Origin of the sequence: Mesorhizobium sp. M0293 (assembly GCF_040321735.1) — a bacterium.
Classification (GTDB): domain Bacteria; phylum Pseudomonadota; class Alphaproteobacteria; order Rhizobiales; family Rhizobiaceae; genus Mesorhizobium.
On record NZ_JAMYSA010000026.1, the window covers coordinates 13,629 to 38,936 of the forward strand.

Sequence of the window (25,308 nt, forward strand, 5' to 3'; positions counted from 1 at the left end):
GCGCCGTGCGGGCCTTTGGCGTATGCCCATGCCGACGAATGCGGCGCACTGAAGCCGGTCAATTCAACGCCGTTCTCCAGCATCGTTGACGAGGATCCATGAACGGTCTCGCCGCAAGCATCCTCGGTGGCATTGACAACATCGGTGAGGACTTCGTTCGCACCGTCTATATGCAGTTGGGCAATGCGATGGGCAACGTCTTCACCCTGATGCTGACCCTTTATATCATGTGGTGGGGCTATTCGATCCTGAGCGGGCGAGAGTCGATTTCGCCAATCGAAGCAGCCTATCGCCTCGGCCGCGCCGTCATCATCTATCTGCTGATGACCGGATGGGGCACATTTTCCGCGACGATCTATCAGCTCGTGCAAAGCATTCCAGACGAGGTCGGTAAGGTGATCGTCGGCGCCGTGTCGCGGGCTACCGGCAATCAGCTCAGCGACCAGGCGGCAATTCCAGCGCTTATCGACAATCTCTACAAAGGGGCGCAGGACGTCGCCAATCAGGTCTATAGCGGATCCTTCTATGACATTTTTGGCGCGCTCTTGTCGTTGCTGGTTCTGCTATCAGCCATCATCTTCGCAGCGCTTGCCATTGCCGCAATCATCGCCGCCAAGGTGATGTTGTTCATCACGCTCGCTCTGGCGCCGATATGGATCATTCTTTGGCTTTACCGCTGGTCCTCGCGCATGAGCGAAGGCTTCCTTTCGCTGACCACCTTTCTGATGATCCAGCAAATCCTGATCTACGGATTTCTCGGCTTCTACTTTTCGCTCGTCAATGCGGCGCTGAACACCGCCACGTCCGGTGGAGCAACCATGGACAGCAAAATGTCGCTGGTACTGCCGCTGGTGCTGGTGACGATCATCGGGATCTACGTTCTCATGCAGATACCCTCGATTGCTTCGATCCTGAACGGCGGCGGGTATCTCAGCACCGTGGGAGCTCGCTACTCCTATGGGACCTTCGGCAGGAATGCCGTGCGCTACTCCGGTGCACGATGGGCCGCCGGCCGCGCCGCTCGGGGCGCCCGGCAGCTCGCGGCAAACAGTTTTCGAACTTCGCGAGCAGCGAGGGCGGATGCCGCAACCCGGTTCGCCATCCAACAAGGTGCGCGCGATAACTCCAGGCCTCTGGCCTAAACGAGAACACAACGATCACCGATCGCGGCTCTGGATCAGGATCCGTCGCGCAAACGAGGCAATAGTAACGTGTCAACTCCAATGGAAACAGCTGCTAGCAACAGCAGTGAAGTCGTAGACAAGCGCTATTACAGAGCTGCCGCGACTTGGGAAGACGATACGCACAGGACAATGCGTCGATCGCGCACATTGGCCTGGATCGTCAGCGGCATTTCGGGACTGGTTGCCGTGCTGTCGCTGCTGGCGCTCGTGCTGATACTGCCGCTCCGGCAGTTCGAACCATATGTTGTCGAGGTCGACAAATCGACGGGCTACCTCGAGATCATGCGCGCGCTGAAGCCTGGAGATTTGTCGCAGAACGAGGCCGTCACGGCCGCCAATTTGGTGCGCTACATCAGGGCCCGCGAAACCTACGACCCGCGTGAACTGAAACAGAATTACGACCTGGCACAGCTCTATTCCACGGATGCCGCGTCCAAGGATTTGACGTGGCTTTATACGCCTGCAAACCCGCAATCGCTGGACAAGATTTTTGGCCGCAATGTCACTGTCTCGGTCGAGATCAAATCGGTTTCCCTGCTCAATCGCAACACAGCCTCGGTGCGCTTTGCCACGACGACGCGGCGGGACAATTCGTCGACCGCCGACAATTGGGTGGCGGTGATAAAATTCCGCTACACCTCGACGCCGCTCAAGAACGAATGGCGTTTCGACAACCCGCTTGGATTTCAGGTTACGGATTATCGCCGCGACCAGGAATCGGCACCGACCGCTGGGAGCCTGCAATGAGATGGCGGCGCGTACGCCTCGCCCTGTCGGCCGCCCTTCTGCTCGGCACAATGAACTGCGCGGCCGCACGCGACGGCCGCATCCGATATGTCACCTTCAACAACGACGACGTGACGTCGGTGCGCGCCGCTCTTGGGATTTCCACGATGGTCGAGCTCAGCCCGACCGAAGTCATCGAAACCGTGTCGGCTGGCGACACGAAAGGCTGGTCGATCATCCCCAAACGCGGATCGCGATTTCTGTTCGTCAAGCCGCTGGAGCGCGATGCGTGGACCAACGTCAACGTGGTCACCAACCGGCGCGTCTATTCCCTGCTGCTGCAGGCGACCGACAATAGCCGTGACCGGGCATCTTTCCAGGTCCGGTTCAAATACCCGGACGAGGATATCAACGCGCGGCTGCTCTCACAGGCCAAGGAGAGCGCCGCCGATCCGGATTTGAAGGATCTGAACTATGCCGATCTCAATTACGACTACGCCTACAAGGGCGACGATAGCCTGAAGCCGCGCACCGTATTCGACGACGGCACCAAGGTGTTTCTGGAGTTCAAGGGCGACATTCCGGCGATCTTCGTTGTCGACAACAAGCGTCAGGAGTCTCTGGTCAACGTTCGCACGCAGGGCAAATACACCGTCATCGACAAGGTCGCACGGCAATTCACCTTGCGGGCCGATGGCAAGACGCTCTGCCTCTACAACCGGGCGCGACCCAACGCGATCGATCCCGTCGAGCAAGTCTACGGTCCAACGAAACTGACAGGCGGTTCCACCCTGTTCGGATCCAGCGGAGGGCGGTGATGACCCAGATCGATTATAACCAACTGGACGGCAGCCCGAAGGTCGCGCGCCGTGGTGCGGGCGTGGGTACCAGGATCGCCTTGGTCAGCCTCGGCGTGGTGCTGGTAGGCGCGCTGATATGGCTGAACTGGCCCAGGGAGCCTGTATCGCGCGACGTTCGCAGCGATGGCGAGGAAAACTTCAACCCGCCCGAGTTCCGCCCGCCGGCGTTGAACGAACCGCCGCAACCTGCCGACGGCACGATCGACCAGATCGTGGTGCCGCCACCGGCCGCCGACCAGAGCGGCACACAACAAGCCGAGAATGTCGATCAGACGGTGCAGGAGGGCGTGGATCTCGATGCGCAGCGGCGGGCGCTGGAGGCGCAAATGGCGGCCGAGGAAGCTCGCCGCAAGGCCGAGGCGGAAGAAGCCCGCCGCAAGGCCGCGGCTGAGGACGAGGCTCGTCGTAAAGCGGAGGCAGCCGAGCGCGAGAAAGCGGTGTGGGAACGCCTGCGGTCGAACCAGATGGTGACGAGTGATCAAACCGCCTCGACAGATGCCGGCGCCCAGGCGGCGCACGTCGAAATCGCGCCCGACGGTCAGATCGTCCCGGTCCCCGGCGCCGACAGTGATCCCAACAAGGCATTCTTGGCGCAGTCGGAGGCAAGTTCTTCCGGCATCGTCAAAGCCAGGGCCTTCCGGCGTACCGACGCGTTGATCCCCGAAGGAACGATCATTCGCGGCTATTTGGAAACCGCTGTTAACACCGACCTTCCCGGCGCCGTGCGCGCAGTCGTGCGTGAGGATGTCTTCTCGCTCGACGGCAGGCGGATCCTCATTCCGAAGGGCTCGCGCCTGACCGGGGAATACCGCTCGGGGCTTGCGCGCGGTCAAAAGCGTGTTTTCATCGTCTGGAGCAGGGTCATTCGCTCGGACGGTATTTCTGTCGATATCAAGTCGCCTGGTGCAGATGCGCTCGGCCGCGGCGGCATGGGCGGCCGTGTCGATACGCATTGGGTTGAACGCTACGGCAACGCCGTCATGCTTTCCATTATTGGCGGTGTCTCTGAATATCTGTCCTCGCTTTCCGATAGCAGCCAGAATGGACAACAGCGCCAGGTGTCGACGGTCGATCCCGTGACCGGCGAGACCACGACCGTAACCTATGGCGGCAATGGCTCGCAGCGCGACGCGCGTAGCATCGCCTTCGACAAATCATCGACCGCCCTGCAGCAACTCGCGCAAGAGGCGTTTCGTGATACGCAGAACATTGGCCCGACGGTCTACGTCGACCAAGGCACATCGGTCGTCGTACTGGTGCGGCGAGACCTCGATTTCTCGGATTTGTACGCCGATCCCGTCCAGGAAGAAGTTGCACGCCTGAAGGCAGGCGGGCGGCCGAAGACGGCGATCGATCCGACACCTCTCTACGGGACGCCAAAAGATCATTTCTATCTCGGCTATGGGAGCCCGGTGAAATGAATGCCGTGCATCCCCTCCCCGACCCATGGACGAGAGCCCCGGTCCTGCGCGCTCATCTGGAGCCGATATGGCCCTATTTGAACGAAGATGCGGTGTCCGAGATTGCGATCAACAGGCCGGGTGAATTGTTCATCGAACGCCTCGGCGCGAAGGAGATGGAGCACGTCGTCAAGCGAGAGGTCACACCCGGCTGGATTAGGCATATCTCGACCGGCGTCGCCTCGGCGACCAACCAGGTCATCAACGAAGAAAAGCCGGTCCTGTCGGCCGCTCTTCCCTCGGGCGAGCGCATCCAATGCATCTTGCCGCCGGCAGCCCCCGAAGGCGGGGCGATTTCGATCCGCAAGCAGGTCATCATGGATATGAGCCTTGATGCCTACAAGGATCTCGGCGCATTCGAGAACACGGCGATGGGCAGTGGACTGGCGCTGTCAACCGAGGAAAAGCGACTTGTCGAAATGCTGCACGACACATCGCCGATGGAGTTCCTGCAATATGCTGTGCGCAACCGAGTCTCGATCGTCGTTTCAGGCGGTACGTCGACCGGCAAGACGACGTTCTTGAATGCACTCTTGAAGGAGATCCCGGCCCATGAACGGATCATCACCATCGAAGACACCCGCGAACTGAGGCTGCCGGCTCCCAACAACGTCACCCTGATAGCCTCGAAGGGCGATCAGGGCCTTGCCAAAGTTTCCGCGCAACAGTTGCTCGAGGCTTCGCTTCGCATGCGACCCGACCGTGTGCTATTGGGCGAGTTGCGCGGTGCTGAAACCTTCGCGTTCCTCCAGGCGATCAACACCGGCCATCCGGGTTCGCTCACCACCGTTCATGCCAATTCCGCCCGGTCCGCCTACGAGCGGCTTGCGCTGATGGTCATGCAGGGCAGCTCGGGCCTCTCACGAAGCGAAATTCTCGACTATCTGCGCGAGGTCATTCCGGTGGTCGTCCAGATGGTCCGCACCGAAGGCGGACGGCGCGGCATCAGCGAGATCAAGTTCACCAAGGCGGAGACGATCTAGCGGGGCTTATCCATGCAGAAAGTCGCAACAGCAATTTTCATGGTGCTCATGGCGATGGCCCTGGGTGTCCTGCTCTTCACGGTCGCCTATACCGCGACTGATTGGTACCGGACCGGCTCCCACGTTCTGTTCGACCAGCTGAACGCCAATCCGGTGCCAGTCGTTCGTCAGGCGTGGGCGGACACGATGGCGAGGGATTTTGGCCGGGTTCAATACGCCATTGCGGCGGGAGCATTAGGGTTTCTCTCGCCACTGGTCAGCTTACTTCTCATGCGTCCGAGAAAGCGCAATGACTCTCGCTTTATGACGATGAGCGACGTATCGAAAACCGGCCTGACGAAAGTGGGCGGCGTCTTCGTCGGTCGAGCCGGCGGCAGGCTTGCCGAAATTCTGTCGCCCGGCCTCGATCAGCGCTCCGGCAAGATCCGCTTGACGCAGCGCAGGCTAATCGGCGGCAAGAAATTGTGGATTGATGGCGATGATGTCGGCGGCTTCGTCATAGGGCCACCGCGCTCCGGTAAAGGCACGTCTCTCATCATCCCGAACGCCTTGACCTGGCCGCATTCGCTCGTGGTTCTCGATCTGCGGGGCGAGACCTATGCGGCGACCGCCGGTTACCGTTCGACCATGAGCCGCGTGGTGCGTTTCGCGCCGGCTGATCCGGGCGGCAATACCGCGTGCTACAACCCGATGGACTTCATCTCGCTGGATTCGGCGCAGCGCGACATCGACCTTCGCAACATCGCTGCGGCATTGTTTCCGCGGCCCCCGTCCAACTCAGACCCGTACTGGGTCAACGATGCCCGCCTCCTTTTTACCGGCATCGCGTCCTTCGTCATGGAATCGCCCGCGATCCCAAACGAGAAAAAAACCTTTGCCACAATCCTCGAGATCATGAACGGCGCCGAGCAGCCGCTCCTGGAATTCATTGGCTCACTGCGCGAGGAAAGCCGCCGCGAATGTTCGTATTTTACCCTGCAAACCCTGCTGCCATATTTTGAGATGTCCGAGCGGCAGTTTTCCGGAATCTACGCTGGCGTACGCACCGGCATGGCTCCCTTTCTCAACGAGCGCCTGATGCGAGCTACGTCCTGCAGCACGTTCGATATTCGCAGGCTCAAGCGTGATCGAATTTCTCTTTATCTCGACGTGCGGCGCGAGCAGATTACGTCGCTTGGACCGTTGTTCAACGTCCTGATTACGCAGATGATGAACTTCATGTCGGAAAGCCTTCCGCAGCCGGGCGAGCATCCGGTGCTTGTGCTGCTCGACGAGTTCCAGAACCTCGGCAAGCTCGAGAATGTCACCGAAATGGCGAGCGTGCTCGGCGGCAACGGTGTTTCGATGTGGTTTTTCGTGCAGTCGCTGAAGGCTGTAGACGAGATCTATCGCCAGGAAGGGCGCAAGACGCTTATCAATGCCGCTCGCGTGCAGATCTTTTTCGGTGCGCAGGACGCTGACGATCTGCGCTACGTTTCCGAGCAGCTTGGCGAAACGTCGGACGTGCAAAAGGATGTGACGCGCACCAAGGCAACGTTGTTCGACACTTATTACACGCGCTCCGAACACCGCAAGGAAGTGCGGCGGCCCCTGATGCGGCCGGACGAAATCCGCACCCTCGACAAGAACAAGGTCATCATATTGTCGCGTGGTGAATTGCCAATCCTCGGCACCCGAAATTTCTATTTCGCCGACGGTCCGCTCGCCAAACGCGCGTTCATGCCCCTGCCCGCCTCTACCGACGCTTCGCGCACGAAAAGCCCTGCCGCGGACTCCTCTGCGGCGCTCCCATCTCCTGTGCTCCCGACGATTGTGCCGACAGCACCCGCGTATCGCTCAGGCCTCTTGCAGGCCCGCCTGCGGCGCGGCGCGACATTTGCCGCAAAAGCAGGCCGTATAGCTCCGCCGCCGGGCCGGCGCGCAATCGTAAAAGACCGGTTGAAAGCAACAGAGGCTGCAGCGGTACCGGTCTATGCCGCCATAGATTTTTCCGCCTTGGCGGCCAAAGCGGTGACAACGCGCATAGCGCCCGACAAAGAAGCGGCGGTTGCCGCCATTCTAAACAAGGTGCGTTCTCTGCGCGCCAACGCGTACGACGCCGAGACTTTCGATCGAAATCTGAGCATCGTCGAAGATACGTTGCCAGATGTAGTCGATGGGTAGGCTAGCACTCCCATTCGGCGGAGAGGTCATTGTCTACCGTGACCTTGTCGCACACGTCATGGCCGCGGAGGACATTGCCGCGCGCTTCGGGCAGTACCATGTCTCAATCGAGAAGATCACACGGCGCGAACCGTCGACGATACTGGACCTCGACAGGGGTTTCAGGGGTCCACCCCGTCAAGTTCAATCGCAAATCCCGCGTCGACCGCGCTTCGCGCAATGACATCGCCAAGTTCCCAATCCGTGAGTTCGCAGAGCGGAAGCATTCTCCTCACGGTCCGGCTAACCTCGGATATCGAAATGCTCGGACTGCCGATGTTGTCGATCAGGTGGCGGACAATCGCTTGGCGAACATCCGACAAGGTAGGCGTCTGCGCGAGCGCAGGCATCACCGGCCCTATGAATGGAGCCGTGGTTCTTCGGCCACGGCTGTTTTTAAGTCGAACGCGACGGGCACGCCGTGAATAATGGATGCTGCCGCCACCAACTCCTCCAGGTCGCGGTCGGTAACCTGGCATGCCGGCATGAGTGTTCGGATGGCGCGGATTGCCTGCGCGATGGAGAGAAAACGGGCCTTGCCTCGGGAGAGGACGTAGGCTTCAGCGGCGCTTTCAACTGTGACGGTGTGAAAACTCCTGGTCATCGAGAAAACCTCCCTAAAACCCTCAACGCGATTTACGGCAGGAATTCCGTAGCCTGCAAGGGTCTGTCTGAATCCGAACAATCAGGCGGAGGCAAGGCCGAAGTGACTTTGTTCCTCCTCACCGTAAGCACCATGTGTGAGTTGTATCATTCCAACGCGGTCGACAATCGTGATCTCGCCGCGCTTGGCGTGAACCAGGCCCCGATATTCAAGCATTTGGAGTGCGATGGTAACGCCGGGACGCCGAGCGCCAAGCATGGTCGCCAGAAATTCATGCGTCAGGTAGATCCTATTTCCTTCGACGCGGTCTTGGACCATCAGCAGCCAGCGGGCCAACCGCTCCTCGATTTTCGAATGGCCGTTGACCAGTGCCGTCCGGGAGGACTGGACAAGGAACGCATGGGCATAGCGAAGCAGTGACTCGCGAAGGGATTGGCTTGCCGCAATCGCAGAGCGAAGGTTTTCAACCGAGAGAATCCAGCCATTACCTGCGACCTGGATATAGGTTTCGTTGGGAGACCTGTCTTGGCCGAGGATAACGGCAACTCCTGTCATGCCGTCGTGGCCGACGATGCCGACCTCGCTTTGCCGCCCCCCAGTCATCGTAGCGACCACCGACGCGATGCCCATCTCTGGAAAATATACACGCTCGATCGGCTGATATGAGACTTCAAGCTAGGCTTTGATGCCTAGTTCGACGTGATGCAGTGACGGCTGCAATCGCGTGAAATCCTCTGAGGAGAGAGCTTTCAATACATGGTTGCGAAGAAGGGATTGGGGCATGGCTCTCTCCCATACGGGCAAGAGCACGTACCTCTTACTGTCGGCTGCGTCCGAAGGATCTGGCGGCCGATGCGACAGCATAGGCTTCAAATGCGCGACTAGCAAAGAATCCGCCTCTGGCGAAAAGTTGGAGAAAGTCGGCTCCCTCGGTGGAGGCCCAACCGGGCTTGAGGGCACGTTCCTGCTCTTAATTATTGCCAGTGAGCTGTGTGCGCAGATTGCGAAGGTGGAAGGGCCGGACCCAGGAAGCAGGGCCTCAGGCCGAGGCGCTAATCAAGCGGGTCGGCAAATGATCGCGAAAAGCTCAATACGGCCGGCAACGAAACTAAAGAAGTAGTCGCGCGTTGGACGCGGAACGCTATTCGTCTCTGATATGGTTTAGGTCAGGGTGGTCAAGCCAACGTCGCGCAAGGCAATCAATGGGTCGAGCGCTAGTCCAGCGAAGTCGCTCGCTCGTGACGAGGTCACTTTAGCGCCACCCGCTTTCCGGCCGCTCCAGCTCGCAACGCTCGTGGACAGGGTCCCTGCCGGCGATCGTTGGATCCATGAGATGAAATACGACGGCTATCGTGTTCTCGTTGCCGTCGGCGGTGGCAAAGCGCGAGCCTACACACGATCTGGTCTGGACTGGTCTAGCCGTTTTCCCTCGATCCTCTCCGAGGCTCGCAAGCTCAAGGTGCGCTCCGCCCTGATTGACGGCGAGGCCGTGGTTGTCGATGCGGAAGGAAGATCTAATTTCCAGGCGCTTCAGAATGCATTGAAGGGTGCCCCGGCGACTATCGACTTTTATGCGTTCGATCTGCTGCAACTCGACGGCGAAGATCTGACTAGGCTTCCTCTCCTTGAGCGCAAGGCGAAACTTGAGGCGATCTTGCCCGCGAAAAATCCGGTCCTTCGTTACTCCGACCATATCCTCGGTCGCGGAGAAGAGTTGCTCGATCGCTTCTGCGCAGCCGGCCTTGAGGGCGTCATTTCAAAGCTCGCGGATTCGAGTTATGTGGCGGCCCGCGGCGCAAGCTGGCTGAAGATCAAATGCATCAGGCGGCAGGAATTTCTGATTGTCGGCTGGACGCCGTCCGACAAGGTCCGCGCGTTCCGGTCCTTGATCCTTGGCGTTCATGACGGCGGCAAGCTGCGTTACGCCGGGAAAGTCGGCACCGGCTTCGATACAGCTGAACTTCTTCGTCTCTTGAAGATCATGGCGCCGCTTGAGCAGAAGGCCGCGACCGTCGACGCACCACGCGCCGAAGTGCGCGGCGCACACTGGCTCCGTCCGAAACTGGTCGCTGAGATTGCCTTCACCGAAATGACAAATGAAGGGACATTACGACATCCGAGCTATCTTGGTCTCCGCGAAGACAAGAAGCCGGAGGCGGTCGCGCTCGAGACGGAACGTCATGCGAGCGACATCGCGGCGTCTGCGACGACCGCCATCGCGATAAGCAACCGGGACCGCGTCATCTATCCGGAGTCCAACATCACCAAGGGACAGCTCGCCGATCATTACGCAGCGGTCGCGGCGATCATGCTTCCTTGGGTTGGCAGCCGGCCGATCAGTCTGGTTCGATGCCCACAGGGCCGCGCGAAGAAGTGCTTCTTCCAAAAACACGACGCCGGCAGCTTTGGCGACAAAGTCCACCACGTCGGCATCACGGAGAAGGACGGGCACGAGGAACCATATCTCTATGTCGACGATGCCGACGGACTGATGACTTGCGTCCAGATGGGAACGATTGAGCTGCATGGATGGGGGTCTCGGATCGAGGATGTCGAAAAGGCCGACCGCCTCGTGTTCGACCTCGACCCCGATGAAGGCCTCGATTTTGAGGCCGTCCGCGCCGCTGCCTTTCAGTTCCGCGCCATCCTTAAATCGCTCGGGCTCACGACTTTTCCGATGCTGACGGGAGGCAAAGGAGTGCACGTCATCGCGCCCCTCACCCCTGGCGCAGAGTGGCCAGAGGTGAAGGACTTCGCGTCTCGCCTGGCGCAAGCGGTCGCCCAGAGCGATCCGGCCCATTTCACGGCCGTGTTGTCAAAGGCGCGCCGCAAGGGTCGCATCTTTGTGGACTATCTACGCAATCAGCGCGGGGCGACCGCTATCATGCCCTACAGCGCAAGATCACGTCCGGGCGCTCCTGTCGCGGCACCGATCACGTGGGCGGAAATGAAGACAATAGATTCGCCATCTCATTTCCACGTGGGAGATGCTCCTGAATTAAAGAAACGCGCAGCCTCCAAAGCTCTGGCGGGATGGGGTCGCGCTGACCAATCCTTGCCCAGTCTGTAGCGTCCGACGCGGGAGGAGCCAGAAAAGCCGGGATTTAAAGGGCAACGCACCGCTCATGGCCTTGCCTGAATGGAACCTGGGGACATCGGCCTCGTTTGGCTGAAGCCATGGCAAAAATCGATCCGAGGACCGTCGCCAATCTTTCGAGGGAATACGCGCAACGGGCGTCTATGCGCGGCGACAATCCCTATCGCACAAAGGCATACTTGCGCGCGGCAGACAGTCTGACGGCGCTGTCGCAGCCGCTTGATCGGATCATCGCCGCCGGCGCCCTCACCAAGATCCCGGGGATCGGCGACGCGATCGCAGACATCGTGACCAAGCTTTACCAAACCGGCACGCACCCGAGCCTTGAGAAACTGCGCGAGGATGTTCCAGCGGGCGTGATGGAGCTGTTTGCCATACCTGGGCTTCGTCCCGATAAGATACTCAAGCTTCATCAGGCGCTCGGCGTGAACTCCCTGGCGGAGCTCGAGGCCGCAGCAAGAGAAGACCGCATACGCCCAGTGAAAGGCCTCGGCGCCGCGCTTCAGGCAAAACTCCTGCAGAACTTGGCCATCGTGCGAAGCGGCGAAACACAAATTCACCTGCACAAGGCCGCCGCGCTTCTCGAACATGCGGTCATATCGGTGAAGCAAGAGCATCCAGAGTTTTCGCGCGTCGACATTGCAGGTGACTTTCGGCGCGGTTGCGAACTCGTTTCCGACTTCGCCCTGGTAGCGCAGGGCAGAAAGTCGACTGGATCCGAGGATACGACCCTCAGGCTTGTTGTCACTGACAGGAAGCACTTTGGGGCGAGCCTGCTCGAAGCAACCGGTTCGGCAGACCACCTCGAGCAACTGAAGACGTTCGCGGCCAATAAGGGGTTCACCCTAAACGCCGACGGGCTTCATCGCGGGAGAAAACTGATCGCGTCAGCGACAGAAGAAGAAATCTACCAAGCTCTAGACTTGCAGTTTATCGAGCCGGAATTGCGCGAAGGCAGGGACGAGATTGAGCGAGCCGCAAAGCGGAAGCTACCCGTTCTCGTTCGGGATGAAGATCTGCATGGCATCCTGCATTCTCACACGACCGCATCCGATGGAACCGAAACGCTTGAGGCAATGGCTGAAGCCACGCACAAGCGCGGATTCGAATACTATGGTGTCGCCGATCATTCGCAGTCCGCTCACTACGCCGGCGGCCTTTCGGTGCAGGAGATTGCTGAACAGCACCGCGAAGCTGACCGGCTGAACAAGGCATACAATGGAAAATTTCGCATATTGAAGGGCATCGAGGCAGACATCCTGGCGGATGGCTCGCTCGATTACCCGGACGATATCTTGGAGACATTCGATTTCGTCGTCGCGAGCGTGCACAGCCGCTTCAAGTTGCCAAAGAAGGAACAGACGGAGCGTATCATTGAGGCGATCGGAAATCCTCGGACAACAATCATCGGGCACATGACCGGTCGCCAGCTGTTGCGCCGGCCCGGTTATGATCTCGACGTCGACAAAGTCCTCAAAGCGTGTGCGAAACACGGCGTCGCTGTCGAAATCAACGCACATCCGTGGCGACTCGACCTCGACTGGCGCTGGCATCAACAGGCACTCGACCAAGGTTGCATCTTCAGCATTAATCCGGACGCTCATTCGATCCGCGAGCTCGACCACATGCATTGGGGTGTCGAGATGGCGCGCAAGGGCGGTGTCCCTGCGAAGCGGGTCCTGAACGCGATGCGTTTGGCTGCCCTCCTTGCGCATCTCGCACGCCGCAGGCAAACGCCATAAACTGCTTGTGCGCCCGGCCTATCAGCGCAGGAGTCCGTCCTTCACAAAAAACTTCCCAGCCGCGCGAAAGGGAGTGTGAGTTCTCATCCGGGCCATAGCCAGCTAAATCTGCAGTTCCGCGACCGCTTCTTTGCGCGCGTTTCATAGCGGCCTTCCCCGCGGCTCGCCGCCTATTCTCTGCTGTCGCTGCCGGTGTTCGCCAAAGATGGCCTAGGTGTTTGATCCCAGGCTTTGATGGTGCATACTTTTCGTCCGAATCAAAGGATGCGCTATGGGCCAGGTTCTTCATGGGAGCGCCACGACGACAGAGGCGATCCGTCGAGCGATACAGCATAGTCAAGAGAGCCTGAGGGCGCTGGCGAAGCGCTACGGCATCAATCAGAAGACGGTTAGGAAGTGGAGGAACCGGACGTCGGCCGCCGATCTTCCGACTGGCCCCAGAGATCCGAAGTCGACAGTGCTATCGACTGAGGAAGAGGCGGTCATCGTCGCCTTTCGGCGTTATACGCTGCTGCCACTGGACGATTGCCTCTATGCTCTCCAACCGACGATCCCGCATCTGTCGCGGTCATCCTTGCATCGCTGCCTGCAGCGTCACGGGATAGGCAGGTTGCCGGATGTCGAGGGCGACAAGCCGGCAAGGAAGAAGTTCAAGGCCTATCCAATCGGCTACTTCCATATCGACGTCGCCGAGGTCCGAACCGAGCAGGGCAAGCTGCATATGTTCGTGGCCATAGATCGGACCTCGAAGTTCGCTTTCGTCGAGCTGCACGAGAAGGCAACGACAGCGGTCTCCGCCGATTTCCTGCGCCATCTTCTTGATGCTGTCCCTTACAAGATCCACACAGTGCTTACCGACAACGGCATTCAGTTCACGACCCCAGGTGCCGGCGGCTCGGCCGTTCCGCTGATCAAGGAAGCCATGGCGGCGGGAGAAATCATATGGGCGCACGCCTTCGAACATACTTGCGCCAAGGCCGATATCGACCACCGAACGACAAAGCCAAGGCACCCATGGACCAACGGCCAGGTCGAACGCATGAACCGCACGATCAAGGATGCGACCGTCAAACGCTTCTACTACGAGAGCCATGACCAACTGCGCCAGCATCTCGCCGATTTCGTCTTAGCCTATAATTTCGGCCGTCGACTGAAGACCCTCAAGGGCCTCACGCCCTTTGAATACATCTGCAAAATCTGGACAAAAGAGCCCGAACGATTCAGGCTCGATCCAACCCATCAAACCTTGGGACTAAACACCTAGGTTATGGCCCATCACAGATCCTTCGCCAGACGAGGGCTATCTGGCCTCGCTTACACAGTTGCGCCCAGGGCCTGCATCAGGTCGTCAATGATGTCCTGAGGGTGCTCGAGCCCCACGGACATTCGCAGCAATCCGCCTGGCGCTTTGGACTTCGCACCCTCGACGGATGCGCGATGCTCGATCAGAGAGTGCGTCCCTCCAAGGCTTGTCGCACGGACAACAAGGCTGAGGCGGGCAGCCACCGCCATCGCGGCATCGGTTCCACCTTCGACGATAAAGGAAAGCATCGCTCCGTAACCGCTCATCTGCCGCGTAGCCAGATCGTGTCCCGGATCATCTTGCAGGCCTGGAAAGAGCACTTTCTCGACGCGTGGGTGAGACGCCAAGGCCTCGGCAACCTTCTGGGCGCCTTCACAATGAGCGCGCATGCGGATCGGCAATGTCTGCAGGCCCCGCAATGCCAGCCAACAGTCGAATGGCGCTGCGACGCTGCCCTTGTGTTTTTGGACCATCCGTAGCGACCGTCCTAGAGGCGATGAATGCGGCACAACAACGACGCCCGCCATCAGATCCGAGTGGCCGCCAATGTACTTTGTTGCCGAGTGCATGACCGCGTCCGCCCCAAGTTCAAGCGGGTGCTGAAGCACGGGCGTTGCCCACGTATTATCCACCGCCGCGATGGCGCCGGCCTCGTGCGCGATTTTGCAGATGGCCGAAATGTCGACAACGCGGATCATCGGGTTAGACGGCGTCTCGACCCACACGAGGCCAGTCCGCTTTGAGGTGACCGCATCGCGCACCGCATCCAGATTCCGCATATCGACCGCGGCGAAGTCGAAGCGAGAGCCGATATCCGTTTCGTCCATCAGCGAGCGGATGCCAAAATACATATCATCAGGAAGGACGATCCGTCCCGTCGAGGGATGGCTCTCAAAGACCGAAGCGATTGCAGCCATGCCCGACGCAAAGGCTATTCCTTCGTATCCTCCCTCGAGCGCGGCCATCGCCGACTCGAATGCATTGCGTGTTGGATTCGCATCACGAGTGTACTCGAACCCAAACGGAAACGAGCCGTCGGCGCCTCGCTCGAACGTCGTGCTGGTATGAAGCGGTAATGAAACCGCGCCCGTGGACGGATCGACAGCTCGACCGCTATGGATTGCCTTCGTTTCAAAGCGCACTGGCCAATTCCTCGATTTAAAGCGCGGTTGCAATTTCACGCCGGTCATTATATTGACCGTAAGCGAAGCGCGAGGCCAAGTCAATATAATGACCAACACCCCCACACCTATAGAGACCGAGCAGGAGCTGGGCCAGGCGATTGCGATCCGGATCCAGGATCTGAGACGCGACCAAAACCTGACCCTTGATCGACTGGCCAAACTGACTGGTCTGTCGAAAGGGACGGTTGTCGCGCTTGAGCAGGGTAAGGCAAACCCGAGTATCGGCATCCTTTGCCGCCTGGCGGCGGCGCTCTCGCTATCGGTTGCCGATCTGCTGAACGACGAACCTTCCACAGCACCCGACCACCCGATCGAACGGAGTATTTCCAGGACGCTTTGGACGAGCGCCAAAGGCAGCCGGGCACAGCTTCACACATCGACCTCGGGACGCACGATGTTCGAACTCTGGAGCTGGGTCCTTATGCCGAGCGATGTGTTTGCCGCCGATGCGCACAGTCCCGATACGCGCGAACTCGTCTCGGTTACCCAAGGCTCACTCAAGGTCACTGTGGGCAGCCACGAGATCCTTCTAAATGCAGGCGAGAGTGCGCGCCTCGTTACAGATCAACCTCACTCGTATGCCGCGGCATCCGACGTGCCCGCCCACTTCTCGATGGCGGTTCTTGAACGCGGCGGACAGCGGGTTCCGGCACCCTCGTCGCAGGCAGCGAAGTCGCCCATTGCTGTTTCGCCAAGACCTCGCTGACCACTGACAACTGCCCTTTAACAGGAGATTCCCCTTTGTACGTTCCTCCGCATTTCGCCGTACCCGATCAGAACGCCCTCTTCGATCTTATCGAAAAACACCCGTTTGGTATCCTGATTACCCACAACAATGGCGCACTCGACGCCAACCATATCCCCTTCGAGCTCGACCGCTCAAAGGGCGACAAGGGCGTCCTCAATTGCCATGTCGCCCGCAAAAACCCTGTCTGGATGGAGGTTGCCAATGGTGATGAAGTCCTCGTCGTCTTCCGAGCGGCCGACGCCTACATCTCGCCGAACTGGTATCCAAGCAAACACGAATTCCATAAGCAGGTGCCGACCTGGAACTATCTCGTTGCCCACGCCCATGGTCGCATCACTGTCCGGGACGATGAGCGCTATGTGCGCCGCAACGTCGCGAAGCTCACTCACATGCACGAGGCCAACCAGCCAGCCCCGTGGAAGATGGGCGACGCGCCGAAGGATTTCATAGACACGATGACCAAAGCGATCGTGGCCTTGGAGATCGAGATCACCAGCCTGGTTGGAAAATTCAAACTCAGTCAGAATAAAGAGCTGCGCGACATTCAGAACGCCGGGGAGACGCTAACTGCTCAAGGCGCTGTTGAAGTGGGACAGGCGATGCTCGCAGCGGCTGCGGCGGCCAAATCCCAATAGCAACTGTCCGACAAAGCACAGGTGCTGGATTCCCAACGGGTGACCTTGAGAGACAAATGCTTCGGCTCGCCGGAAAGGGGACCAGCATCTGACCACCCGCGATGCGGCAGGTAGCACATTTCAATATCATGCCCCGCAATGACATGCGTGGCTCTTGATCCTGAACCTCCGACGCACGAACGAGCCTCGGCGACATTTTGGTTCCCTGCGCTCTTCCGCGCTTCAGAGGGCCGGCACGTAAATTTGCTCAGCGCTCGTAATCGTTATCATTCGAGCGCTGGGTCTTACGGTCCTGTTCTTCCGACTGCCGTCCCTTCTGTTTGTTGGCGTCCTTCTGCTTGGCTCTCATCTTCTCCTGCTCGGTGCCGGTGCGCGGCTCCTCCGGCTGGCGGGGATCGTCCCGCGTTGGGAGGTCTCGCCCTCGCGCTTCGCGCTCGGGGATTGGCTCCTCACCGCCACCACCACGACGCTGCTGCTGCCGCTCGAATTGCAGCCGCGCCAGACGGTCGTGCATCTTGTCGTTCACCTCTTCACGATACTGTTCGAACTGTCCTTGATGTGCCGGCGGCAGCGTCTCGCGCATGTTGTCGAGAGCCTGATTGACGCGGGCCATCTGACGCCGCATTTCCAAGGGGGTCTGCGCCATGTTCAAATCTCCTATCAGTGCATTCAATTCTCTCATACCGGGATGGGACAGGAAAGACTCCTGCCCCGACTGATCAGTCCCACGATCCGCGCCAGGACCTGGCTGCCCCTCCCCTGTCCGATCGCGACGGAACTGCAGAAAATTGTTGCCGATCGACTCCGCTGCCGCGAGAGCCTGACCGACCACGCCCGCGGTCCGCATCGTCGTCACAGTCTTTTGCCATGCGGCAGCGATTGCATCGCCGTTCACGACAAGGGATTGTCCATCCAAACGGCGTTGCCGCTTGGCCTCCACCCGCAGGATCGTCCTGGCGCTCACCTGGTAGTGCGGATCGCTCTGGGCGCGGCTGTAGGCCCCGGCATGCTCCTTGGTGAATGGCCGCGTCATCGCATGGTCCATGCGCCGCGTCGCCACCATCGCAATGCCGTTCTCCCGGGCCTTTTCCGCAAAGGTCTCGCGCCAGGCGACCAGATCTGGCTTGTAGAATTTCAGGCGCTCACCGTCGGCTGACCGTGCCTGCACCATCGCGTGGATATGGACGTGCTTGGTGTCCTTGTGATGCGCCAGGACGAACATGTATCCAGGCGCTCGCTCCTCGATCACGGCACGTGCCGCGGCCATGACGGCGTTGGCATCGGTGCCGGCTCTTGCGGAGAAAAGCAGGTGATAGGCATTGCGGCGCTCTCGCCCCGAAAACTGCGGGCGCCATTGCTCATAGACCGAAGCCGCCGCCTTGGTGGAATTCTTCACCCCGGGCACGGGCTCGCCATTTGCGTGGCGGACTTGGCTGTGGCTGCGGATGAACTTCTGCAGGAAATATTTCGACTTGGGTTCACGGCTGACGGCCGCCGTTACCTCTGCCTTGGCGACCACCCCTGCGGCGCCCATGGCTTCAGACAACCGAGCCTCGATCTTGTCGAGCGCCCTGCTGCGCGAATTTTCCCGACCACCGGCCAGGACTCTCGCAAGCGGTCCGGCCCGCTCATCGGTGTGCGCGTATACCTCCACCGCCTGACCACCCTGCGCGTAGATGAACGGTTTCGCGCCGAAGGCCTTGTTCAACGCCTCGCTCAAGGCGGCATCGGTGACCTCGCCGGCGAGCTCGAAACGAACCTCCAGAAAATTAGTATTTTCCAAGGGCGGCTCGAACGTCTCGCAAAACGTTTCCAGGAACGCTTTTCGTGCGCCGCCTGTCGCAAGGACCTGCCCGTCCTCGTCGAAAATCTCGATGTCGTGTTTCTCGCCTTTTTCGTCCTCGCGCTTCCCGATGTAATTGAGCAGCCGGGCGGCGGCTTCCTTGGTCGAGGGCGGATTGGGCATGACCTTGAATACAGCAGGCTGCGCGCCCGCCGCATAGCCTGCCCGTGCCGCCACGGCCCGCGCCTGATAGCCCGCCCGCACCGCTCGTCCTGTAGCGCTCGCGCGACCCGCGCCACGGCCGCCGCCGCCGCGCCGCTTCCAGTCTTCCTCCTCCTCTTCCGGCCGGAAACCCGCGAGCGTGGCGCCATAGACCATGATCGGAGCGCTAGCGGCCCTGGGCGAGCTCGCAGCAGCAGTGGACTTCGGCCCCCTGCTGGACATGGAGCTTCCCGCCGCCCCCAATCCTCCCGGCGACGAACGAGGGGCGTTCCTGCCGCCACCGGCCGTCGGGCCGGCTTGTCCTTGCCCGAGGCGTCCGGCGCCACCGGTCCGCTCATAACTCTTCATCGCCTGGAATTCACCGGCCTCACGCCGGGCGCCCGCAAGTGACTTGTCATCGTCCAGGTCTTCACGCTTCACGCCGGCAGCGCCCCGCAGATAGCGTTCGATTTCGGCTGCGTAGCCAGCAAGACGACGGCTCATGGCCTGGCCTCCCTCGCCTTGCGGGACCCGCCAGTCATCGCCTTCAGTTCCTCGCGAAACTGCCGCACTAGATCACCCACGGCGATCAACGCCTGCTCAAGATCCTCATCATGGGCAACTCGGCCGTCGTTCATGGCGCGCACGGCCTGATTGAAATTGATGCCGACGCGGCGCAGCTGATCGGTCATGTCCACGATCGCCGGTCGCAACGCCTCTGATGCAACAGGCAGGTGCCCCGCCTCTGCCCGCACCAGACGCCGGACGACCTCGCTGACGGTTACGCCGTCCCGCTCCGCAATGGCTTTGAGGCCGACCAGCTCGTCAGCCGAAAACCGGATGTGCGTCACCTCGCCATAGCGTCGTGACGCGCTCTTCACCGCTGGTTTCTGGGCGTCTGCATCCATCTGTCAAGCCCGCTTGCGGGCGCTAAGGCCCGCCAGGGCCGCGCCGCCTATTTTGTGTGTATCACAAAATAGGCTATCCTGCCAATTAAAAACAAATGGGAGAGGAGGAAAGGAAATTATGGGCGCGTTTTCTCACCGGCCCAGTTGTCGGGCGCGGGCGAAATGTTCCCGTCGTGATTTGATGCGATGTGTCTATGATGCGTTGGCGACTTGTTTCCGTGTTAACATGGAAACATCGGCCTCTGATGGTCAGCCGGAAGCGTAGTCGGAAAATGCGCGGTCGACGGGCCACCGGACCCCTTCTCTCCTGAGGATTAGCAGCTGCGCAAAAACTGCCCCTTTAGCGAGCCCTTATCGATGCGCGCCTGGGTTGCCAAACCATCCTTCCCCGTCGACAATGTCACCATGTTTCAACCGTGATTTTGTTTCATGTGTCCATGATGACTTGTTTCTATGTTAACATGGAAACAAGGAAACAACGCCGGAAGGAGGCCCCATGATCATCTCCGCTGCGATCCCAAAGGGCGGCACTGGCAAATCGACGATGCTGCGCACCCTCGCATCCGTCGCGCTGCATAGGGGGTATTCTGTCACTCTTATCGACGGCGACCGGCGGCAGAACATGAACCGCTGGTTCCAGATGCTGGGCGAAGCTGGCAATCGTCCTGACAAACTTACGATGGTGAGCGCGATGACGCCGCAGGAAATCCTTCGCGCGGCAGCCACTCACAACGGTGAACGCTCGGTCGTCTTGATCGATACGGAAGGCACCACAAACGATAACCTCATGGCCGGGCTCTTCGCGGCCGACATCGTCGTCGTGCCGGTCTATTTTGCCCTAGACGATGTGACCGCCGCCATCCAGATCACCGACCACTACATCCCGCTGGCGGTCGAGAGCCGGGGTAGACCGCTGCCTGCGATATTCGTGCTGACCAAGCAGACCATCATCGATGGCAGGGCGCGAGCCCTGACCGAACTGCGCGCCATCATCCAGGCCAACGGCACGCCCATTGCGAAACACGTCCTGCACAATCGCGTTGCCTACCGCGAGCTTCAGACCGGGCAGACCCTTTACAGCCCCGAGGTGCCCGACGCGAAGGCGATTGCCGAGAGCGAAGGGGTCTTCGATGACCTTCTGCAAACCTTCATCGAAGCCACAAGGAACGCGGCATGAGTGAAGAAACCGCACCTAAAGCCGGTGACGACAAGAAAGCCCGCATGATGAAGGCGATCTCCACGCAGCCGCCGGCGCTGCCCAGCATGTTCATCCCACAGAAGGCCGAGCCATCAGGGATCAAGGAGCAAGCTACGCCCCAGATGCAGGAACCGACAAAGCCATCCCCGGCAGTCGGGCCCGATTTCCGCAAGCTGCTGCGGCAGGGTCAGAAAAAGGACCCCATCGCCGGAAAGAAGATTCGCGAGGAGGAGATGATCCGCTGCGGATACTACCTGACCGCTGCGGAGCAGCGCCAGTTCAAGTTGCTGGCGATCAGCAACGGGCACAGCATGACCGAACTGCTGCGAAAGGCTGTCCAGGACTATATCCGCATTCATAAGCACAAACTGCCGAAGGAATAATCGGCGGTTTTGGAGTCGCTCTCGCATGCCGTGACGGGTGATGTGCGGGGCGCCTTTCCAACGCCCAACAAACGGCCCCGCCACGGACCACCCCGGCGCGGGCCCTGAGATGTGTTGCCTACTTGGGTTGGTTGAGGTGTTTCAGCACCGGCCCGAGGATTGTGTCTCGCACCGGACGCCCGCTGGCTGCCGCTTTGTCGTCGACCAGCTTTGCGGCCAGTTTGGGCGACAGCGGGATGAAGTCGTAGCCGTGTGAGATGGCTGCGCGGTGAAGATCCTCAAGCGTTTGGAACGCGCGATCGTGGGTGCCGAGCCAAAGACCGGGCTCGTCGGTTTCTTCGTGCGGGAACGCCTGCAGGAAGTAGGTCCGAAGTGGTGGATCGTAGCCGATGACAGCGTCTGGGTCCGAGCGGCCCTGTCCGGTGACGGTGCCAGTGACAGTGATGGTGTAGCGGCTCATTGCAACCTCATTTTCCGGGTGGGGCGCGGGCCCCTTGCGGGGCGGGCCACCGATGCCTCACTGGGGGTTGTTCCAGAGGATGACCTTCTTGTTTTCCTCGCCGCCCGGGGCTGGAGCAAGATTGCCGAAGATCACGCCAATCTCTGGTGCTTCCAGCTTGACCGAGAGGTACTCCTCGCCCGAACGCTGGGAGATGCGGTGCCAGCCCGCTCCGATCTCGAAGCCCGTGCGCTTGTTGACGATCCGGTAGTCGGGCGCGTCCTCGCGCGACTTGTTGGTGTTCGGGATGAGAGTGATCGGGGCGTTGACCCGGAGCGTGGCAAAGACGCCTTCCATCGAGCCGTCGGACTTGGTGGTGAGGTTTGCGATCGTGGTGGCCATGGTAGTTCTCCTTCGGTTGCATCGGGACCATTCCCGATGGCGCCAAAGGAGAGGACCGTCCTGCTGCGGTCATCTCGGCGAAAATTCTGGAAAATTCTATTTGCCGAAAAATAGCGGGCAGGCCCTTCGCCTGCCCGCAGATAAGAAACAGAAATCGAATTTTCCTGAATATTCGCCGAGTGTACCCCAACGGGGGTTGACCGCACAAAGCAGGCGGTCGTCTACAAAGGCGACATGAAACGGGAATGGCCCCGGATGCGACCGAAGGAGAAGAACTCAGGCCGCCATCGCTAGACCGCCGACGCAACGCTGCCGGATCGCAGGAACATGCTGCAGCCTCTCGGGTCATGTCGTCGGCATCGCCAACACATCGAACAGCAGCCCGGCGCGTGGCCGCCTTGCATGTTCGGTCTGGCGGCAGAGTGGTTTCGAGATCGGAGCCGGCTGGCAGCGGCCTTCACGCCCCTCGGGGACGATACCGCGCAGTCAGGTTGGATGACCCGGCAAGCCAGGATGTTGTTCGGCACGCTTGCACCCGCTTCAGAGGCGAGAAGCGTCAAGATGATCATCCGCACAACGCCCCGCGGCTCTGCGCGTGGACCGGTTTCGAAAGGGGCCGGCTCCGTCCGCACATACAGTGGATTAGGCGGCGCGGAGCCGGATCAACATATCGGATTAAACCCGCCGGGCTGTCGGCAGCCATCATCCTGGCAACGTTAGACGCTCCTCCGGCATCATGCGGGCTTCGGCTTGGCGGCGAATGTCCGAACCGGCATGGCGGAGCATGGCGCACCAGTCCTCCACATTGTACGTCGTTGCCATCCGGCCCCTGGCCAGATCGTAAATGACGCACGGCTTGTTTGCGATGGCGAGCCGAAGCACGTTGACGGCCGTACCGGGTGATGCGCCGTCCCAGACCATCATGCCAAAGTCGGCGCGCCGCGCCATCTCCCGGTCCTTGGCGGCGTCGTACCAAGATCCATGAGTGCCTCCAGGTGACGGGACATGGTAGGCGGCCCAGTCGCCCAGATTGTTGCGGGGTTCCTTGCAGGCATGGAAGACCCCGACATGCTCGTACTTGTAGCCCGCGAGCAGGCCCTGCGCCTCGGCATCGGCTCCCGACGCGTCGCCAACCAGCACGCCGTGCTCGGCAGCAACGATTGCGCCGATGCGAGCGATGGCAGGTTCCGGCAGCTCGAATATCTCGCGTGATCCACCTATGAATATCATCGACATGGTGACTTTCCCTTCTCTCCCGCGTCCCCCGCCCCGCGCCGGCCGCCCTCTCCCTTGGCCCTGCGCGAGGGATCGTCACCCGAAGGCCGAGACGGCAAAGCCGGCTCGGGAAGCGGCGGGACGCCGCGACGAGAGCCCGGCGGGCCGCAGGCCGGCGCGCCCGGATCCTGCAGCTGCCGGAGGCGCTACGCGCATCTGGCTAGTGGCGCTTCGCGCTTGGAGCTAGTGGTCTTGTCGGCCAGCCAGAGGCTCCCGTCCTGGATCGAGCGCATGGCCGCGAAAAGAGAACGTCAATCCAGACGGCTGACGCGGCGGCCCTCGCTGCGCGCTTCGATAAAGGCGCCTGCGATCTTCATCATGAATGCCTTGCTGAAACGACCGAGGGGCTTAGCGTCGGCTTCGATGTACCAGGAGCGTTCGGCAATATCGTAGTTGTATTCGTCAACCACGATCCAGCCGCGTTTGAGATCGGTCAGACCAGCGCGGCGGCACTCGATAGTGGAGATTTCTAAACCGACCCGATCGCTGGTTGGTGGCTGGGTGGTTATCGCCAGGAGCGCGACATGGGTCAGGCCATCTCTTGCGCCGCAGACAGCGATGACCACGCAGGTCAGCCGGCTCTTGCGACCTTCCGTTTCGCCGCGCTCGTATTGCCATGCCCAAAGATAAGGATAGGAGATCACCTGACCGGGCAGAAATCTACCGCTCATCATCGTATCCTTCCCCGCGCGCCAATCGGTCGATCTCGGCGGCGAAGAGTTCCGTGTGTTCCTCCGGCATCTCGGCGACATGGTATGCGCGGCGGGGATCGCCGCCGATGCGCATCCGTTCGTAGTGCTCGTAACTCATCAGCACGAACCGGGGTTTCCGGTGCTTGGTAAGAATAACGGGTTCGCGGCTGGCAACGTCGGTGACGTCGCCAACCTGCTTGTTGAGATCCCCCGTCGTGAACTGGCGCATGGCTAGACTCCTTGATCGATCTCGATATTATCTGGATTCGCCAGATTTGCAAGAAAACGGCGCTCACGCGCCGCCCTCCGCGAACCGCCAGACGGGAATGCCGAGCCGACGGGCCTTGTCGGCAAGGTTGTCGGTGATCCCGGAGCCGGGAAAGACGATCAGGCCGTAGGGCACCACCGAGAGAAGCTGGTCGTTGCGGCGGAACGGAGCCGCCTTGGCGTGCCGGTTCCAATCCGGCTTGAAGGCGATCTGCGTGACCTTGCGGTTCTCGGCCCAGCAGGCGGCGATACGTTCGGCGCCGCGCGGGCTGCCGCCGTGGAGCAGGACCATGTCGGGATGCTTCTCGCGGGCCTTGTCGAGCGCATCCCAGATCCGGTCGTGATCGTTGCAGTCGAGGCCGCCGGCGAAGGCAATCTTGGTGCCGGCCGGAACGAGCACCTCGTTTTCGGCGCGACGGCGGGCGGCGAGGAAGTCTCTGGAGTCGATCACCGACGCGGTCATTGCCTGGTGACTGACCTTGGAGCCGGTGCGTGGCCGCCATGCCGATCCGGTTTGTGCCTCGTAGAGGTCGGCGGCCTCGTCGCGCATGATTTCGAGCACGTTGCGGCGCTCGATATAGCTGATGCCTTCCGCGGTGAGCCGCTCCAGCTCGACGGACTTCACCTCCGAGCCGTCCTGCTCCTGCTGGCTTGAACGCTGCGCCTCCTCGTTGCGGTCGAGGTTGCGGGCGACGCGCTCGGCGGCACGGTGGAAGACGTTTGCGAAGGACCAGAGCAGGTCATCGAGATCGGGTTCGAGCCTGGTGTCGCCAAGCATGCCGGCGAAGGTCTCGACGATGCCGGCAAGCCCGGTCCGGATCACCTCGTCGTCGGGAAGTGGCCGAGCATCAGGTTCGTCCTGATGCGGACGATGGCCGTACATCTGCAGTTCGAGGATGACGCGGTCGGTCGGCGAGGAGGCGTGGTAGGGCTCGTAGCCGTCGTCGAAAGGAAGCTCGTAGGTCATGGCGTGTCTCCGTCGGTTGTGGCCGCGCCCATCGCGGCCTGACAGCGCATCCCGGCCACGCCCCG

24 protein-coding genes are annotated in these 25,308 nt (G+C 60.6%); 13 read left to right on the top strand and 11 right to left on the bottom strand.

Annotation, left to right across the window (positions count from 1 at the left end):
• The first annotated feature begins 98 nt into the window (after positions 1–98).
• From NKJ06_RS12430 to NKJ06_RS12455, 6 genes are all read left to right on the top strand, one after another.
• A complete protein-coding gene (locus tag NKJ06_RS12430; RefSeq protein WP_352809879.1) occupies positions 99–1,142 on the top strand; it encodes a TrbL/VirB6 family protein in 1,044 nt (347 codons plus the stop codon).
• Between the two features lie 81 nt (positions 1,143–1,223).
• Positions 1,224–1,931 carry a VirB8 family type IV secretion system protein gene (locus NKJ06_RS12435; RefSeq protein ID WP_352809880.1) on the top strand — a complete coding sequence of 236 codons (708 nt, stop codon included), beginning with the start codon at positions 1,224–1,226 and terminating at the stop codon, positions 1,929–1,931.
• On the top strand, positions 1,928–2,728 hold the full coding sequence (locus NKJ06_RS12440; protein ID WP_352809882.1) for a TrbG/VirB9 family P-type conjugative transfer protein: 801 nt from the start codon (positions 1,928–1,930) through the stop codon (positions 2,726–2,728). Before NKJ06_RS12435 ends, NKJ06_RS12440 begins: the two co-directional genes overlap by 4 nt.
• Complete coding sequence (virB10, locus tag NKJ06_RS12445) at positions 2,728–4,191, top strand: type IV secretion system protein VirB10 (protein ID WP_352809883.1); 1,464 nt, start codon at positions 2,728–2,730, stop codon at positions 4,189–4,191. Before NKJ06_RS12440 ends, virB10 begins: the two co-directional genes overlap by 1 nt.
• Positions 4,188–5,213 carry a P-type DNA transfer ATPase VirB11 gene (gene virB11, locus NKJ06_RS12450; protein WP_352809885.1) on the top strand — a complete coding sequence of 342 codons (1,026 nt, stop codon included), beginning with the start codon at positions 4,188–4,190 and terminating at the stop codon, positions 5,211–5,213. Before virB10 ends, virB11 begins: the two co-directional genes overlap by 4 nt.
• A gap of 12 nt (positions 5,214–5,225) precedes the next feature.
• Positions 5,226–7,376 carry a type IV secretory system conjugative DNA transfer family protein gene (locus NKJ06_RS12455; protein WP_352809887.1) on the top strand — a complete coding sequence of 717 codons (2,151 nt, stop codon included), beginning with the start codon at positions 5,226–5,228 and terminating at the stop codon, positions 7,374–7,376.
• A 397-nt stretch (positions 7,377–7,773) separates the two neighbouring features.
• Here the strand turns inward: NKJ06_RS12455 and NKJ06_RS12460 are convergent, their stop codons facing one another.
• Positions 7,774–8,019, bottom strand: coding sequence for a hypothetical protein (locus NKJ06_RS12460; RefSeq protein WP_352809888.1), 246 nt, complete (start codon positions 8,017–8,019; stop codon positions 7,774–7,776).
• 81 nt (positions 8,020–8,100) lie between these two features.
• The gene (locus NKJ06_RS12465) at positions 8,101–8,649 is read right to left on the bottom strand and encodes a Crp/Fnr family transcriptional regulator (RefSeq protein WP_352809890.1); all 549 of its coding nucleotides are present in this window, start codon (positions 8,647–8,649) and stop codon (positions 8,101–8,103) included.
• A 541-nt stretch (positions 8,650–9,190) separates the two neighbouring features.
• On the opposite strand from NKJ06_RS12465, the gene ligD reads away from it, so the two are divergent.
• From ligD to NKJ06_RS12480, 3 genes are all read left to right on the top strand, one after another.
• Positions 9,191–11,089, top strand: a complete 1,899-nt coding sequence (gene ligD / locus NKJ06_RS12470) for a DNA ligase D (protein WP_352809892.1) — start codon at positions 9,191–9,193, stop codon at positions 11,087–11,089.
• Between the two features lie 107 nt (positions 11,090–11,196).
• On the top strand, positions 11,197–12,858 hold the full coding sequence (locus tag NKJ06_RS12475) for a DNA polymerase/3'-5' exonuclease PolX (RefSeq protein ID WP_352809894.1): 1,662 nt from the start codon (positions 11,197–11,199) through the stop codon (positions 12,856–12,858).
• Between the two features lie 271 nt (positions 12,859–13,129).
• Positions 13,130–14,122, top strand: a complete 993-nt coding sequence (locus tag NKJ06_RS12480) for an IS481 family transposase (RefSeq protein WP_352513790.1) — start codon at positions 13,130–13,132, stop codon at positions 14,120–14,122.
• 50 nt (positions 14,123–14,172) lie between these two features.
• Here NKJ06_RS12480 and NKJ06_RS12485 read toward each other — a convergent pair whose 3' ends face one another.
• Positions 14,173–15,351, bottom strand: a complete 1,179-nt coding sequence (locus tag NKJ06_RS12485; RefSeq protein WP_352809895.1) for a trans-sulfuration enzyme family protein — start codon at positions 15,349–15,351, stop codon at positions 14,173–14,175.
• Positions 15,352–15,391: 40 nt separating this feature from the next.
• Between NKJ06_RS12485 and NKJ06_RS12490 the strand changes: the two genes are divergently transcribed.
• Positions 15,392–16,051, top strand: a complete 660-nt coding sequence (locus NKJ06_RS12490; protein WP_352809896.1) for a helix-turn-helix domain-containing protein — start codon at positions 15,392–15,394, stop codon at positions 16,049–16,051.
• 35 nt (positions 16,052–16,086) lie between these two features.
• Complete coding sequence (locus NKJ06_RS12495; protein ID WP_352809897.1) at positions 16,087–16,728, top strand: FMN-binding negative transcriptional regulator; 642 nt, start codon at positions 16,087–16,089, stop codon at positions 16,726–16,728.
• A 247-nt stretch (positions 16,729–16,975) separates the two neighbouring features.
• Here the strand turns inward: NKJ06_RS12495 and NKJ06_RS12500 are convergent, their stop codons facing one another.
• Both NKJ06_RS12500 and NKJ06_RS12505 read right to left on the bottom strand, forming a co-directional pair.
• Positions 16,976–19,216 carry a relaxase/mobilization nuclease domain-containing protein gene (locus tag NKJ06_RS12500; RefSeq protein WP_352809898.1) on the bottom strand — a complete coding sequence of 747 codons (2,241 nt, stop codon included), beginning with the start codon at positions 19,214–19,216 and terminating at the stop codon, positions 16,976–16,978.
• Positions 19,213–19,620 (bottom strand): MobC domain-containing protein, encoded by a 408-nt coding sequence (locus NKJ06_RS12505; RefSeq protein ID WP_352809899.1) that lies wholly within the window; start codon positions 19,618–19,620, stop codon positions 19,213–19,215. Before NKJ06_RS12505 ends, NKJ06_RS12500 begins: the two co-directional genes overlap by 4 nt.
• A gap of 496 nt (positions 19,621–20,116) precedes the next feature.
• Here NKJ06_RS12505 and NKJ06_RS12510 point away from each other — a divergent pair, with 496 nt between their 5' ends.
• Both NKJ06_RS12510 and NKJ06_RS12515 read left to right on the top strand, forming a co-directional pair.
• Positions 20,117–20,797 carry a nucleotide-binding protein gene (locus NKJ06_RS12510; protein WP_352809901.1) on the top strand — a complete coding sequence of 227 codons (681 nt, stop codon included), beginning with the start codon at positions 20,117–20,119 and terminating at the stop codon, positions 20,795–20,797.
• Positions 20,794–21,201 (top strand): hypothetical protein, encoded by a 408-nt coding sequence (locus NKJ06_RS12515; RefSeq protein WP_352809902.1) that lies wholly within the window; start codon positions 20,794–20,796, stop codon positions 21,199–21,201. Before NKJ06_RS12510 ends, NKJ06_RS12515 begins: the two co-directional genes overlap by 4 nt.
• Before the next feature lie 118 nt (positions 21,202–21,319).
• On the opposite strand, the gene NKJ06_RS12520 is transcribed toward NKJ06_RS12515, so the two are convergent.
• From NKJ06_RS12520 to NKJ06_RS12545, 6 genes are all read right to left on the bottom strand, one after another.
• Positions 21,320–21,661, bottom strand: coding sequence for a hypothetical protein (locus NKJ06_RS12520; protein WP_352809904.1), 342 nt, complete (start codon positions 21,659–21,661; stop codon positions 21,320–21,322).
• Positions 21,662–21,718: 57 nt separating this feature from the next.
• A complete protein-coding gene (locus NKJ06_RS12525) occupies positions 21,719–22,042 on the bottom strand; it encodes a DUF736 domain-containing protein (protein WP_006339490.1) in 324 nt (107 codons plus the stop codon).
• Between the two features lie 702 nt (positions 22,043–22,744).
• Entirely contained in the window at positions 22,745–23,278 is a 534-nt protein-coding gene (locus tag NKJ06_RS12530) for a hypothetical protein (RefSeq protein ID WP_352809906.1), read from the bottom strand.
• Positions 23,279–23,568: 290 nt separating this feature from the next.
• On the bottom strand, positions 23,569–23,988 hold the full coding sequence (locus tag NKJ06_RS12535; protein ID WP_352809908.1) for a hypothetical protein: 420 nt from the start codon (positions 23,986–23,988) through the stop codon (positions 23,569–23,571).
• The gene (locus NKJ06_RS12540; protein ID WP_352443212.1) at positions 23,978–24,238 is read right to left on the bottom strand and encodes a type II toxin-antitoxin system prevent-host-death family antitoxin; all 261 of its coding nucleotides are present in this window, start codon (positions 24,236–24,238) and stop codon (positions 23,978–23,980) included. The genes NKJ06_RS12535 and NKJ06_RS12540 overlap by 11 nt, the downstream gene beginning before the upstream one ends.
• 63 nt (positions 24,239–24,301) lie before the next feature.
• Positions 24,302–25,243, bottom strand: a complete 942-nt coding sequence (locus tag NKJ06_RS12545) for a DUF2493 domain-containing protein (protein ID WP_352809909.1) — start codon at positions 25,241–25,243, stop codon at positions 24,302–24,304.
• Positions 25,244–25,308: the final 65 nt, after the last annotated feature.

Coding starts and splice junctions, on each gene's coding strand:
- NKJ06_RS12430 (WP_352809879.1), top strand. CDS start 99: ATGAACGGTCTCGCCGCAAGCATCCTCGGTGGCATTGACAACATCGGT.
- NKJ06_RS12435 (WP_352809880.1), top strand. CDS start 1,224: ATGGAAACAGCTGCTAGCAACAGCAGTGAAGTCGTAGACAAGCGCTAT.
- NKJ06_RS12440 (WP_352809882.1), top strand. CDS start 1,928: ATGAGATGGCGGCGCGTACGCCTCGCCCTGTCGGCCGCCCTTCTGCTC.
- virB10 (WP_352809883.1), top strand. CDS start 2,728: ATGACCCAGATCGATTATAACCAACTGGACGGCAGCCCGAAGGTCGCG.
- virB11 (WP_352809885.1), top strand. CDS start 4,188: ATGAATGCCGTGCATCCCCTCCCCGACCCATGGACGAGAGCCCCGGTC.
- NKJ06_RS12455 (WP_352809887.1), top strand. CDS start 5,226: ATGCAGAAAGTCGCAACAGCAATTTTCATGGTGCTCATGGCGATGGCC.
- NKJ06_RS12460 (WP_352809888.1), bottom strand. CDS start 8,019: ATGACCAGGAGTTTTCACACCGTCACAGTTGAAAGCGCCGCTGAAGCC.
- NKJ06_RS12465 (WP_352809890.1), bottom strand. CDS start 8,649: ATGGGCATCGCGTCGGTGGTCGCTACGATGACTGGGGGGCGGCAAAGC.
- NKJ06_RS12475 (WP_352809894.1), top strand. CDS start 11,197: ATGGCAAAAATCGATCCGAGGACCGTCGCCAATCTTTCGAGGGAATAC.
- NKJ06_RS12480 (WP_352513790.1), top strand. CDS start 13,130: ATGGGCCAGGTTCTTCATGGGAGCGCCACGACGACAGAGGCGATCCGT.
- NKJ06_RS12485 (WP_352809895.1), bottom strand. CDS start 15,351: ATGACCGGCGTGAAATTGCAACCGCGCTTTAAATCGAGGAATTGGCCA.
- NKJ06_RS12490 (WP_352809896.1), top strand. CDS start 15,392: ATGACCAACACCCCCACACCTATAGAGACCGAGCAGGAGCTGGGCCAG.
- NKJ06_RS12500 (WP_352809898.1), bottom strand. CDS start 19,216: ATGAGCCGTCGTCTTGCTGGCTACGCAGCCGAAATCGAACGCTATCTG.
- NKJ06_RS12505 (WP_352809899.1), bottom strand. CDS start 19,620: ATGGATGCAGACGCCCAGAAACCAGCGGTGAAGAGCGCGTCACGACGC.
- NKJ06_RS12510 (WP_352809901.1), top strand. CDS start 20,117: ATGATCATCTCCGCTGCGATCCCAAAGGGCGGCACTGGCAAATCGACG.
- NKJ06_RS12515 (WP_352809902.1), top strand. CDS start 20,794: ATGAGTGAAGAAACCGCACCTAAAGCCGGTGACGACAAGAAAGCCCGC.
- NKJ06_RS12520 (WP_352809904.1), bottom strand. CDS start 21,661: ATGAGCCGCTACACCATCACTGTCACTGGCACCGTCACCGGACAGGGC.
- NKJ06_RS12525 (WP_006339490.1), bottom strand. CDS start 22,042: ATGGCCACCACGATCGCAAACCTCACCACCAAGTCCGACGGCTCGATG.
- NKJ06_RS12530 (WP_352809906.1), bottom strand. CDS start 23,278: ATGTCGATGATATTCATAGGTGGATCACGCGAGATATTCGAGCTGCCG.
- NKJ06_RS12535 (WP_352809908.1), bottom strand. CDS start 23,988: ATGAGCGGTAGATTTCTGCCCGGTCAGGTGATCTCCTATCCTTATCTT.
- NKJ06_RS12540 (WP_352443212.1), bottom strand. CDS start 24,238: ATGCGCCAGTTCACGACGGGGGATCTCAACAAGCAGGTTGGCGACGTC.
- NKJ06_RS12545 (WP_352809909.1), bottom strand. CDS start 25,243: ATGACCTACGAGCTTCCTTTCGACGACGGCTACGAGCCCTACCACGCC.